The 12,647-nt window shown below is 41.5% G+C and carries 10 protein-coding genes; 9 read left to right on the forward strand and 1 reads right to left on the reverse strand.

All coding sequences use genetic code 11. The annotated features are described in order from the left end of the window. From PHC76_RS02220 to pepN, 5 genes are all read left to right on the forward strand, one after another. On the forward strand, positions 1 to 750 hold the full coding sequence (locus PHC76_RS02220; RefSeq protein ID WP_299973328.1) for a DUF695 domain-containing protein: 750 nt from the start codon (positions 1 to 3) through the stop codon (positions 748 to 750). Positions 751 to 853: 103 nt separating this feature from the next. Further along, on the forward strand, positions 854 to 2,284 hold the full coding sequence (locus PHC76_RS02225; protein ID WP_299973326.1) for an FAD-dependent oxidoreductase: 1,431 nt from the start codon (positions 854 to 856) through the stop codon (positions 2,282 to 2,284). Between the two features lie 112 nt (positions 2,285 to 2,396). After that, positions 2,397 to 2,783: a PAS domain-containing protein gene (locus PHC76_RS02230; protein WP_299973324.1), complete on the forward strand. Its 387-nt coding sequence runs from the start codon at positions 2,397 to 2,399 to the stop codon at positions 2,781 to 2,783. A gap of 10 nt (positions 2,784 to 2,793) precedes the next feature. Then, on the forward strand, positions 2,794 to 3,903 hold the full coding sequence (locus tag PHC76_RS02235) for a methyl-accepting chemotaxis protein (RefSeq protein ID WP_299973321.1): 1,110 nt from the start codon (positions 2,794 to 2,796) through the stop codon (positions 3,901 to 3,903). A 115-nt stretch (positions 3,904 to 4,018) separates the two neighbouring features. Continuing rightward, a complete protein-coding gene (gene pepN, locus PHC76_RS02240) occupies positions 4,019 to 6,616 on the forward strand; it encodes an aminopeptidase N (RefSeq protein ID WP_299973318.1) in 2,598 nt (865 codons plus the stop codon). Between the two features lie 6 nt (positions 6,617 to 6,622). On the opposite strand, the gene PHC76_RS02245 is transcribed toward pepN, so the two are convergent. Continuing rightward, on the reverse strand, positions 6,623 to 7,798 hold the full coding sequence (locus PHC76_RS02245) for an FAD-dependent oxidoreductase (protein WP_299973315.1): 1,176 nt from the start codon (positions 7,796 to 7,798) through the stop codon (positions 6,623 to 6,625). 367 nt (positions 7,799 to 8,165) lie between these two features. On the opposite strand from PHC76_RS02245, the gene PHC76_RS02250 reads away from it, so the two are divergent. Genes PHC76_RS02250 through PHC76_RS02265 form a run of 4 tightly spaced genes read left to right on the forward strand, consistent with a single transcriptional unit; the run spans position 8,166 to position 12,644 of the window. Next, positions 8,166 to 9,635 (forward strand): FAD-dependent oxidoreductase, encoded by a 1,470-nt coding sequence (locus PHC76_RS02250; RefSeq protein ID WP_299973312.1) that lies wholly within the window; start codon positions 8,166 to 8,168, stop codon positions 9,633 to 9,635. Positions 9,636 to 9,656: 21 nt separating this feature from the next. Then, the gene (locus tag PHC76_RS02255; protein ID WP_299973309.1) at positions 9,657 to 9,818 is read left to right on the forward strand and encodes a hypothetical protein; all 162 of its coding nucleotides are present in this window, start codon (positions 9,657 to 9,659) and stop codon (positions 9,816 to 9,818) included. Between the two features lie 45 nt (positions 9,819 to 9,863). After that, the gene (locus PHC76_RS02260) at positions 9,864 to 10,688 is read left to right on the forward strand and encodes a peptide deformylase (protein WP_299973306.1); all 825 of its coding nucleotides are present in this window, start codon (positions 9,864 to 9,866) and stop codon (positions 10,686 to 10,688) included. A gap of 24 nt (positions 10,689 to 10,712) precedes the next feature. Further along, positions 10,713 to 12,644 carry an ATP-binding protein gene (locus tag PHC76_RS02265; protein ID WP_299973304.1) on the forward strand — a complete coding sequence of 644 codons (1,932 nt, stop codon included), beginning with the start codon at positions 10,713 to 10,715 and terminating at the stop codon, positions 12,642 to 12,644. The last annotated feature ends 3 nt before the right edge of the window (positions 12,645 to 12,647 follow it).

Genomic DNA, 12,647 nt, shown 5'->3' on the forward strand with positions numbered 1-12,647 from the left:
ATGCAAGAGTATTGGGAATTATATATGAAAACCATCGATGGTGCTATCGCCTCGGTGTTGGTTAATGCAGGGATTTCGGCAGAGTTGCCGAGTGAAGACAAGTTCTATGTCGGATTTATCAAGCTCACCATGAAAGCACCGAATGATCGCGGGCTGATCTCGGAAGATGAAGAGGCACAGCTCTCGTTTATCGAAGATAAAATTGAGATGGAGGCGTTGCGCTACCGTATCGGCAGTTACGTCGGAAAGATCGTCTCTAATGGCGAGATGACCTTTATTTACTACCTCAAACACGAATTTGAATGGCCTGATGTCGTGAAAGCGGCGATGGGGGCATTTCCTGATTATGAGTATTCCAGCGGCTCAAAAATGGACGGGGATTGGGATGTCTATCATAAACTCCTTTTCCCAACCCCTATGGAATGGCAGATTATCCAAAACCACAAAGTGTGCGATCATCTAAAATCGCAAGGCGATTCGCTCCATCTACCGCGTGCGATTGAGCACAAAGCTTATTTTGAAACACTCGAAAAACGCTCCGAATTTGTGAGTGCAATCGAAGTGGAAGGGTTTAAGGTGAAAGAATTCATCGATGCGAATGAAAACACTCCGATGGTAGGGATCAGTTTTTATCGTCAAGATAAACCGTTTTATTACGATATTGACACGTTGAGCCTCCATTTGATCAATCTGTCCGTTCAATTTAACGGCGCGTATGACGGCTGGGAAACGAGCGTCGTTAAAATTTAGTAATTTTACACTGAAAACCTATTCACTTTTAAGAAACTTTAATCTATTCACGGTGATAATGTGTATAAGAACGTCTCACATTAATATCAAATAGGAGTTAATAATGAATACCGAAGAAATCATGAAAAAGATAAAAGCACAAGAGGGACTTACTCGCCGTGATGCCTTAAAAATGATGGCACTTTCGCCGATAGCGGCCTCGGTGTTAGCTGGAACTGCCGCTCCTGCAACGGCGCAAGCGGCATCCTCCAATGCGGTCGGTAAAATCGTGATCGTGGGGGGAGGATCGGGTGCGCTGATGGTGCTTGCGCGCTTGCGTCGCGCTCTTACTAATCCCGATATTACGATTATCGCTCCCAATGAAAAACACGTTTACCAACCGGGACAAATTTTTGTCGCGGCAGGTGAGTATGCTCCTGAGGATATTATTTTCGATAACACCGGTTATATCGGGGACGATGTAACATGGATCAAAGACGAAGCGGCTACGTTTGACCCCGACAATAACAAAATCACGACGAAAAAAGGGACGGTTGTCGGGTATGACTATCTTGTTGTCGCGACAGGGGTTCAGTACCACTATGAGCAAATTGAAGGACTCACTGTGGATATGCTCGGTAAAAACGGCATTGCCAGTGTCTATCAGAGTGACCTCGCCGCAGGTACGGCTGAGGGGGGAACGATAACGCACGAATGGTTCAAAGCACTCAAAGAAGCGGCAAAAACATCTAAACCGCGTGTTATCTGTACTCAACCATCCACTCCGCTCAAATGTGGTGGCGCTCCACAAAAAATCCTTTATCTCAGCGATGATTTCCTCAAGCGGGATAAACTAACCGCTGAGTTCACCTTTGCAACGGCGGGTGAAAAACTGTTTGCTCTCCCTGAGATTGAAGCGGCATTGGACAAAGTCCAAAAAGGGTATGGCAATATCACCAATAAATTCGGACATGAGCTGATCCGTATCGATGCTGAGAAAAAAATAGCAACTTTCCACCACAAATATCAAGTCAAGGGTGAGTTTGACAAAGAGTACAATGAATACGAGATGATTGATAAAGAAGAAGATATTGATATCGAATACGATTTTATCCATATTACCCCTCCTACAGCGGCAGTTGACGCGGTAGCGAATTCACTCCTTGGATGGCAAAAAGGCTCAGCTAAAGGGTGGCTCGAAGTGGATCGTGAGACATTGCAACATCGTCGCTACAAAAATGTCTTCGGGATCGGGGATGTGTGTGGTATCCCTATCGGTAAAACGGGGGGAAGCGCACGTCACCAAGGACCGATTGTTGTCGGAAATCTTATTTCAGTGATGGAGAAAAAAGAGCCTACATTGAAATTTGACGGTTACACTGTGTGTCCTCTTAAAGTCTCTTATGGTGAAATCATTATGGCAGAGTTTAACTATGATGGCTTAGCACCGTCATTCCCTCTCGATCCGGCGCAGCCGCGATGGGTTTGGTGGGCGTTCGATTTATATATGCTTCAACCGATGTATCGCTATCTAATGCTTAACGGGCTGATGTAAAAGTAACAGTAAATATTATTTTTTGTAATAAATACGTAGTTTTAAGTTAAATAGTATGTTATATGCATTAGTATGAATACTTACACTAAGGCAAAAAACATACGGGGTGAAAATGAGCTCAGAAACTGTACTAAAAGATACCGATTTTTTGGTATCGCAAACGGATGAAAAGGGAAAAATCCTTTTTGCAAACGAAGATTTTTGTAAAATCGCAGGGTATACACTGGATGAATTAGTTGGAAAACCTCATAGTATTGTTCGTCATCCCGATATGCCACGTGCCGCATTCAAAGATTTATGGGATACCGTTAAAAGTGGTAAAGTGTGGAGCGGTTACGTTAAAAATGTGACTAAAAGCGGAGGATTTTATTGGGTTTATGCTACGGTATATCCCAATATCGCATGTGATAATGGTGTTTGTGGATATATGTCTTGTCGTCGTAAAGCTTCTATGGATGAAATTTCCGAAGCAACACGTTTGTATAAAACGATGAGCTAAGGGAGATGGCATGAACAATTCAACAAAAATAACTATTTTGGTCATTTTATCTGTGCTTGGTGCGACAATAGGACTTTTGACGCAAAGTGTCGGTGTTCTTATCGGAGCACTTATTGTTACTCTTATAACTGCTATCTGGTTGATTGGTTCAACAAATGAGGGTGAATTAAAAATTAATACTCAACTGGATGCATTTTTACAACTAATGCAGTTCAAACGTAATCGTATTCCAAAAATGGTTGGAGAGAGCGGGAGCACTGAAGCAAAATTAAATGCATTAGCGAGTGCACACGAAGAGATGCTGTTACAAGATACACTTGTAGCAGGAGAGATGGTACTTTTAGCCGATAAGGTACGACAGGGACACTATGCGTGCCGTGTAGGGAGCGATTCTAAAACACCTCATGTTCATTTGCTTCGAAAAACAATGAATAATATGTTGGATGCAACTGAAAAAAATCTCGATTGTGCAATCAAGATTTTAGAAGCGTTGAGTGAGGGGAAATTCTCCATGCGAACGACGGTTAATGTTGAAGGTAAAATGGGGAAAATGCTCTCTAAAATCAACGAACTTGGTGTTGCATTAGAGTCAATGGAACACCAAAACAATGAAGCCAAAGAGGTTTTGGATAACAATACGAAAAACCTCAAAGCAACGATAGAAGATCTTCGCTCGACCAAATTTGTGGAACTTAACGGAATGATTAACTCTACCGTAGAGCGTATCCAAAGCGTTGCCAGTAAAGAGCACGAACTCTCAGGTAATCTCCAAACACTCGTTGGAAATGCCCAAGAGACGAAAGCGATATTGGTAACGATTGGAGATATTGCCGATCAAACAAATCTTCTAGCACTCAATGCTGCGATTGAAGCGGCACGTGCAGGTGAACACGGTCGTGGATTTGCGGTTGTTGCCGATGAGGTACGAAAACTCGCTGAACGTACCCAAAAATCCCTTTCTGAAATCTCTGCAACGATTAATGTTTTGATTCAAGCGATCAATGACAACAGCGAATCTTTGAACCAAAATATGGATGAGATGATGGATTTGACCCGTTATGTTGCAACCGTTGATGATAAAATGGATGAATTACTAATTTCTATGAATGCTATGAGTTAACTCAGTGCGCACCTCATTACGAGGTGTACTGCTTTTGTCCATAATTTCACCTCCTCTACGACGCGACTCTCCATTTTTTTAAGTATTATATGAAAAATTATTTTGGGATACCATAATGCAACTTCCGCAACCTACTTATTTTAAAGATTATACCCCGAGTGACTATACGATACCTACGTGTAGCCTTGAATTTATTATCGATAGCGGTTCTACCCGTGTCGATAATGTGATGGAGGTTGTCCGAACCAACCCTAATGCCAAAGAGCTTCGCCTCAATGGTGAGATGATGGAGTTGGAACTTTTGTGGGTGGATGATGTATTGATGGAGGAGGGGAGGTATGCACGTTATGATGATGCGATAGTGATTCCTCTCGATACCGATTCGGCGCGCATACGGGCTATTACGAGACTCTATCCTGATGAGAATACCGCGCTAGAGGGGTTATATCGCTCAGGTGGCATCTGGTGTACCCAAAATGAGCCTGAGGGGTTCCGACGCATCACCTATTTTATCGACCGCCCCGATGTCATGACTCGCTTTACCACCAAGATTATAGCCAACCAAGAGCGATGTCCGATACTCCTCAGCAACGGTAATCTACGCGGAACCGCGACGCTAGAGAATGGAAAACACATGGCATTGTGGGAAGACCCGATTCCTAAACCGTGTTATCTGTTTGCTCTCGTGGCGGGGGATTTAGGGAGTATTCACGACACCTTTATCACGATGAGTGGCAAGAAGGTCGATTTGGCGATTTATTGTGACCGTGGCAATGAGGAGAAATGTCACCATGCGATGCGCAGTCTCAAAAAATCGATGGAGTGGGATGAGGTTACCTATGGACGCGAATACGATTTAGAGGTTTATAACATCGTTGCGGTGGATAGTTTCAACATGGGGGCGATGGAGAATAAAGGGCTCAATGTTTTTAATTCCCATTATGTGTTAGCCGATGAGAAAAGTGCAACCGATGGGGATTTTATGGGGATAGAGTCGGTTATCGCCCATGAGTATTTTCATAACTGGACGGGGAATCGTATCACGTGTAGAAACTGGTTTGAGCTCACCCTCAAAGAGGGGTTGACAGTTTTTCGAGACCAATGTTTCAGTGCCGATATGAATTCACCCCTCATTCAGCGTATCGATGACGTGAAATCGCTCCGTGAACGGCAGTTTTTAGAAGATGCAGGCCCCACTGCTCATCCGATCAAGCCTGATCACTTTATCGAGATTAACAACTTCTACACCGCCACCGTTTATGAAAAAGGTGCTGAAGTGATTCGGATGCTCCATACCCTTTTGGGGGAAGAGAAATTCCGCCTCGCGACAGACTATTATTTCGAAAAATTTGATGGACAAGCGGTGGGAACCGAAGAGTTTTTGGAGTCAATGCAGTCTCAAAGCCCTATTGATTTGAGTCAGTTTAAACGGTGGTATTCCCAAGAGCGGACACCGATTCTTACTATCTCCAGCGAGTATGAAGAAAACAATCAACGTTTAAAACTGAAAATCATCCAAACCATTCCAAAAGACACCCATGGACGAGAACAGCTCCCCTATGCCTTCCCTTTTGCGCTGGGATTATTAGAGTGCGAGGGAAAAGAGTTTATTCTCAAAAGTTCCAATGCAAAGATGGTTCGAGATGGGATTGTTTGGATTGATGAAGCGATAAGTGAGTTGGTGTTTGAGGATATTGCTTCTCAACCGAAACTCTCTCTCAATCGCAACTTTAGCACCCCTGTTAAAATCGTATGCGATGAGATTGACTATCCGTTTTTAATGGCGCACGATAGCGATGGATTTGTACGCTACGAAGCGTCCCAAGTGTTTGCGATGGAGACGTTGGAGGATATGATGAGAGGCGAAGAGATTAATCCCCAATTCATCAAAGCGTATGGGATGATTTTAGAAGATACATCATTAGAGGCGATGTTTAAAGCGGAACTCCTAGCCCTTCCGAGCATCAACACAATGATGCAACGTCAAGAAATCCTCGATGTCCCCGCCATCCACCGTGCGATAGAAACCGTGAAAAAAGAGTTAGCACACACCTATAAAGAGCTACTGATTCGGGATATTTCGGCACTTTATACTCCTCAAAACTCCTCCATCGATGCTGTGAGTATGGCTAATCGTGCATTGCTTAACCGCTGTTTAGGGGTGTTGATGAGCCTCGAAAATGAGGCAGTTTCGGCAATGTGTCTCAACCATTACCGTGAATCACTCTCGATGAGCAGCCGTTTGGTCGCTTTGGATTTACTCGAAAACTATGCCCCTGAACTCGCGGGTGAAGCGTTGAACAATTTTTATCAACAACACTCTCACGAGACGTTGATTATGAACAAATACTTTGCACTTTTGGCATCATCACAACGCGAAGGAACACTAGAGCGGGTAATAGCACTCCAAGAAGATAGCGCGTTTGATATCAAAGTCCCAAATCTGGTACGTGCACTTTATGGAGCATTCTCACGTAACGCAGTAGCGTTTCATACGAGCGAAGGGTACGCATTTATCGCCGATAAAGTGATCGAGATGGACGCACTGAATCCCCAAATCGCTTCAGGGCTTGCCGGAGCATTTAAAAGTTACTCGAAACTCTCTCCCCTGTTAAAAGAGGATATGGGAACTCAGTTAGAACGGATTAAAAATCATGAGGGGCTTTCCAATAATGTCTATGAGATTATCACAAAGATTTTAGAAGTAGAGTAATCTATTCTACATCCCGGGTATACGGGGGATATAACCCATTTTCGACATTTTGTAATACCAGCCCCATCCTATTTTCATCCAATGCCCTATAATTGGCATCGGGATAAGGAGGGCTTTTTTATCGTCACGGTAAACAAATCCGGCACCATTACCCATATCCATCATGCAGAGGATGTTGATATGATCTTGATAGGTTTTTTTCTCACCTGATTTAAGTCTTAAGGTGATTGCACTGTTATGGGCAGCATTTCGAGCCATCACTTCGGCAATATGCCCCTGTTTTGCTTTCCAATCGGGTCCCTCTAGCGCGGCAACATCCCCGATGGCATACCAGTGTTCCACCCCTTCAATTTCACAATAATTGTTGATACGGATAAAGCCGGCGCCATTTTTTTGGAGATCTGACTCTTTTATGAGATCCATCCCATTACCCGCAGGGATAAACATAGTTAAATCACTTTCAAGGACGCTATCATCTTCAAAAATGATACTGTTTTCTTCAAAACGCTTAATTTTTTTACCGTATCGTTCTTTGAAATTATTTTTTTTGAACATTGTCGCCATTAATTTTAGTGCCTTCTCTCCCATTCTTGCTCCAGGAGAGATCATCGGTGCAAAAAATGTCATCTCATAGTTGTTGCGAATACCGAGTTTTTTGAGTTTATGATGGAGGTTGAAAAAAAGTTCAAAGCCGGGACCTCCTCGTACACCGCTGGGGTCATTTGGATTGCCGCCGAAACCAAAGGCGATTTTTCCAAACCCTTTAGCGATTAATGCGTCGATTTTCTTTTTGAGTTCAACCGATTGTTCGGGTGCTCCACAGATAGAGAGGGTATGCTCTAACCCTTCGTGTTTGACTTTAGCGGCACCGGTTGCAATGACTAGATGAGAAGCTTTTCGTACTCCCCCCTCTTGGAGTGTAATAGTTTTTTCAGAGGCATTAATGGATACAACACGATCAATAGTGAGTGTAAAATTATGGCGTGCGGCAATTTTGTCGAGGGAAAATGAAACATCATCAAAATGAGCCGTTTTGACAGGGATCCAGATTGCAATAGGATAGATAAATAGGTAACTCCGCTCACTGATGAGTTCAACGTCAAACCCCTCTTTACGGTAATAAATTGCAGCTTCGACACCAGCTATACCGCCACCCAAAATCACAACTTTTTTGTATGACATAATAATGCCTTTTATTAATTATATAAATGAATTATATGTGTTATGACGAATAAAGTCAATAGGATTTGCAATTATGACGTCAATTGTGAATAATTTTTGATATATAATATTTTATAAATATAAATATTAAAAAAACAAATGATGTGACTTTAAAATTAATTATCTTTTATAACTCTCAAAGGATAATAAAATTGGATGATAATAAATTTAAGGGTTGAGTTGCTTTTAATTGGGAAAAAATGTAACACTGAGTGCTTTTGTATTAAATTTAGTCTAAAATACAGAGTTAATTTTAAGGATGTGATATAAATGTGATGTTATAGGGTTATAATCAACTTTTATGGAATTATTCAACGAAGGAGAAGCAATGGCAAGAGTAGTCGTCCTCGGTGGCGGTGTCGCCGGACATACTGCAGCAACGTTCGCAGCAGATTGGCTCGGAAAAGATCACGAGGTAGTGGTAGTAACCCCTAACTCAAAATGGAACTGGATTCCCTCAAATATTTGGGTTGGAGTCGGTCAAATGACAAAAGAAGAGGTTACTTTCGACCTTGCTCCTGTATATGAAAAAGCAGGTATTACCTATAAACAAGCAAAAGCAGTAAGCCTTAATCCTGAAGGAAATGCAAGTGGTGATAAACCGTTTGTTACTATCGAGTATACCGGTCAAGGTAAAGCAGGAAAAAGTGAAGAAGTAACGTATGATTACCTTATCAACGCTACCGGACCAAAACTTAACTTCGCTGCAACTCCGGGTCTTGGAGATGCAAACGGTTTAGGTGAATTTACTGTTTCAGTATGTACAGCGGATCACGCAGATCATGCAGCACACGAATTTGCTAAAGCTATTGAAAAAATGAAAAAAGGGGAACGTCAAAAATTCCTTATCGGAACAGGTCACGGTATGTGTACTTGTCAAGGTGCAGCATTTGAGTACATTTTCAATATTGAACATGAACTTCGTAAAGCAGGCGTTCGTGACATGGCGGATATGCAATGGATCTCTAACGAATCATTCCTTGGTGACTTCGGTATCGGTGGATTGCACATGAAACGCGGCGGTTATGCAGCATCATCACGTCTTTTCGCAGAATCGTTATACTCTGAGCGTGGTGTTAAATGGTTGATCGGTGCACACGTTAACAAAGTTGAAAAAGGTAAAGTTTCTTATGAGCTTCTTGATGGTTCAATGGGTGAACAAGAATTTGACTTTGCGATGTTGATTCCACCGTTCGCAGGTGTCGGTCTTAAAGCATACGACAAAGCAGGTGAAGATATCACTGCAACCGTATTTGCACCAAATGGATTTATGAAAGTTGACGCGAACTACAGTGCCGGTGCGTATGAAAACTGGAAAGCATCTGACTGGCCACGTACATACCAAAATCCGACGTACAAAAATCTCTTCGCAGCAGGTATCGCGTTTGCTCCTCCGCATCCGATCTCTAAACCGATGACGACTCCAAACGGAACACAAATTTTCCCTACACCTCCACGTACAGGTATGCCAAGTGGTATTATCGGTAAAGCGGTTGCGCACAGTGTTTGTGATTTGATCAAAAAAGGACCAAGCGCTCACTTGCATGAAGCGTCTATGGCAGAGATGGGTGCGGCGTGTGTTGCATCAGCAGGTAAAGGTTTATTTGACGGTACAGCAGCAGCATTGACTGTTTATCCTGTTGTTCCGGATTTTGAAAAATATCCTGGTCTTGGACGTGATTTGGATTACACATTCGGTGAAATCGGTCTTGCAGGTCACTGGATTAAACACATCCTACACCACATGTTTATCTATAAAGCCAAGCTCAATCCGGGCTGGACAATGATCCCTGAGTAAAGAAAAAAGGAGAAACTATTCATGAATGAAATCGAAAAATACGTTAAACCATACGATGCAAACTTTACGACAATGGTACCGACAAATTTTGTTAAATTTTTTCGTACTTGTAAAATTTGGCAATTATTCCGCTTTATCGTCATCAACATCAAAATGTTGATCGTCGTTCGTAAAAGCCACTAACCTCAAGCCCCTTTGGGGGCTTTATTTCCAAATGAAAGTTTTCTAATGCTTAAAGAATTGATCACCTACCCTGATGAACGGATCCGATATATTTCCGCCGATATCCGAAAATATGATGATGAGTTGTTTGAACTGCTGGAAAACATGCATGATACGATGGCACATCACGGACTTGATGCCATCTCTGCGATACAAATTGCTATCCCTTTTAGTGCTATTTTGATTCAAAACGGCGATGAGATCATAGAAATGGTCAATGCACGCCTTATTATGAATGAAGGAGCCGAAGAGATAGATGAAGTGAACCCTTATTTTCCAAAAGGGTTTAGCGCAAAAATTAAACGCTACAGTAAGATTAAGGTAGTGTATGAAAACCGTCATGGGGAATTACGCCATTTGGATGCTGAAGGTGATTTATCATTTCGTTTACAGCGTCAGATGGATTTTCTCTTTGGTGGAACACTTTTGGATAAACTCGGCAAAGATGCACGAAAAATGGCGGAAGAGGTTTTGGTTTCTCAACATGAAGGGATTTATGACTTTGGTGTTTCGTGCCCAACCGTTTTTGTTCGCGATTATTTTAAAAAAGGGGCAAAATATCTTATGGGCGGTGTAGCCCTTAGTTTTATTACTCCTCTTTTTGTTTCGCCATCTATGCGAGAAATGATTTATAGAGTAGATAAATATACGCTTGTTGGTGTTGTACTTTTAATGATAATTTATTTCTTTTATTCGCAACACGAAGCAAAACTGTATAAACAGTGTACCAGTTGTCAAATCGGCAATATTATCGGCACGGTTGCGATTATGACACTTCAATTACTCATTGTCGCATTAGGTGTTTTTCTCTGGATTGCTCCTTGTAAATAACCACAATAGATTCAAGGCAGGATAATGGATTTTCCAAGTTTTTCGTACCTTTATCATGCCCAGGAAACATTGGCAACTCAAAAAGATTCTATATTAGATGAATGGATTTCGCAAAAGCAGTGTGCAGCTATTTTAGGACGTCATTCTATTGATCCAAAATGGTTTAAATCCAAATATGCTTCTGCCGTGTTTGATTATTTCATGGGGGTTGTTGCGGGAGAGGTAGAGCTCGGGCAATGTCCTGTTATGAAAGAATTTATTGATTATTTGAAAAATCAAGAGATTCGTTCAGATGAGCTTTTTTTATTGTGTACTCACTTTAAACGTTCTGTTATTAATAATACTTACCGTTCAGGTATTAATACTCAGGGATTATTTGAAGCAGTCAGCTATCTGTTTGATACCAATTTCTCTAGTATTTTAACCCTCTATAACGATACTATTTATCAAAAAGAGCAAGAGGCTATTGAAGCCAATAAAGCCAAAGAATATTTTCTCTCCAATATGTCACATGAAATACGTACACCGCTCAATGCAATTTTAGGATTTGTCAATTTGCTGAAATCGGAAAGTTTGGGTGAGCGAATTGACGATTATCTTGATATTATTGCCCAAAGTGGAGAGAATCTTCTTCATATCATTAATGATATTCTCGATTTTAGCAAGCTCCGTAGCGGTGAATTTGTTATTGAACCATTGCCTTTTAATATCCAGAACAAGATGAGAAATGCACTAGAACTTTTTGTCCCCAGTGCACATGTAAAATCGCTCTCAATCGACTATACGATTAGTCCAAAAATTCCCCATTGTATTGTTGCTGATTCGTTTCGAATACAGCAAATATTAGGAAATCTTTTAAGCAATGCTATTAAATTTAGCTCACCCAATCTTCCGATTGAAGTGAGGGTTGATTTTGATCCAGAACAATCCATGTTAATTATTGAGGTTCGAGATTTCGGTGTTGGTATATCACAGCAAGACCAACAACGTATTTTTGACCCTTTTTATCAATCATCTGAAGGGATGAAACAATCAGGTGGCGGCAGTGGATTAGGGCTCTCTATCTGTAATCAGCTTGCTAAGCAAATGGGTGGTGAGATTACCCTTGAGTCTAAAATTGGTTGGGGTAGTTTATTTGTGGTGAGACTTCCTGTGACAATCACCGAAGACGAGACGTGTGAGGTAAAAGCTTCCAGAGGCAATATAGGGGCGTATTATGGATATGTCCTTGTTGCTGAAGATAATGGAGCAAATCAAGAGTTGATTCGAATGACGCTAGAGCGTTATGGATTAAATGTGACTATTGTGGATAATGGATTAGATGCTTATCGATATATTAAAACGAACACTTATGATTTTGTCTTGATGGATGAGCAGATGCCCGTGATGAACGGGAGTGAGGCAGTCAAAAAAATACGTCTATATGAACGAGAAAATAATCTTCGCCATCTTCCGATTATTGCATTAAGTGCCAATGTAATTAAAGGGGCGCGTGAACGAGCCCTTCAACATGGATACGATGCTTTTATGGGAAAACCTTTTAATATCAGTGAACTTGAGTTGGTGTTAGAGATGTATCTCGAAAGTAAGTTGTCTTTTGAAAAACCAATGCTCAAGGATAATAGTCATGTTTCAGAGATGGAGAGGATGCAAAAAGCCTTGATGCTTGAACCGGAACAAATCAAAAAACTTTTAGAGTTGTTTCATACGAATATGGGACGCATGCTCAGAGAGTTACGATTGGCAATCGAAGCAAAAGATTTTGAAACAATCGCAGGTGTTACCCATACCATTAAAGGCTCCAGCGCGAATTTTAGATTTGAAGAGTTTTCACGGTTGGCTGCCATATTAGAGGAATCAGCGACTCGTGATCAAGAAAGATTTGATTTTGAAGATGCTTTGTCAGTATTTGAAAATGAGTATTACAAACTTCCAAAAGTCGAAGAGATTGAGTAGCGG

This window comes from Sulfuricurvum sp. (assembly GCF_028710345.1).
In the GTDB taxonomy this organism is placed as follows: Bacteria; Campylobacterota; Campylobacteria; order Campylobacterales; family Sulfurimonadaceae; genus Sulfuricurvum.

Bases quoted from the DNA above. Each gene is read 5' to 3' on its own strand.
- PHC76_RS02220 (WP_299973328.1), top strand. From the start codon at position 1: ATGCAAGAGTATTGGGAATTATATATGAAAACCATCGATGGTGCTATC.
- PHC76_RS02225 (WP_299973326.1), top strand. From the start codon at position 854: ATGAATACCGAAGAAATCATGAAAAAGATAAAAGCACAAGAGGGACTT.
- PHC76_RS02230 (WP_299973324.1), top strand. From the start codon at position 2,397: ATGAGCTCAGAAACTGTACTAAAAGATACCGATTTTTTGGTATCGCAA.
- PHC76_RS02235 (WP_299973321.1), top strand. From the start codon at position 2,794: ATGAACAATTCAACAAAAATAACTATTTTGGTCATTTTATCTGTGCTT.
- pepN (WP_299973318.1), top strand. From the start codon at position 4,019: ATGCAACTTCCGCAACCTACTTATTTTAAAGATTATACCCCGAGTGAC.
- PHC76_RS02245 (WP_299973315.1), bottom strand. From the start codon at position 7,798: ATGTCATACAAAAAAGTTGTGATTTTGGGTGGCGGTATAGCTGGTGTC.
- PHC76_RS02250 (WP_299973312.1), top strand. From the start codon at position 8,166: ATGGCAAGAGTAGTCGTCCTCGGTGGCGGTGTCGCCGGACATACTGCA.
- PHC76_RS02255 (WP_299973309.1), top strand. From the start codon at position 9,657: ATGAATGAAATCGAAAAATACGTTAAACCATACGATGCAAACTTTACG.
- PHC76_RS02260 (WP_299973306.1), top strand. From the start codon at position 9,864: ATGCTTAAAGAATTGATCACCTACCCTGATGAACGGATCCGATATATT.
- PHC76_RS02265 (WP_299973304.1), top strand. From the start codon at position 10,713: ATGGATTTTCCAAGTTTTTCGTACCTTTATCATGCCCAGGAAACATTG.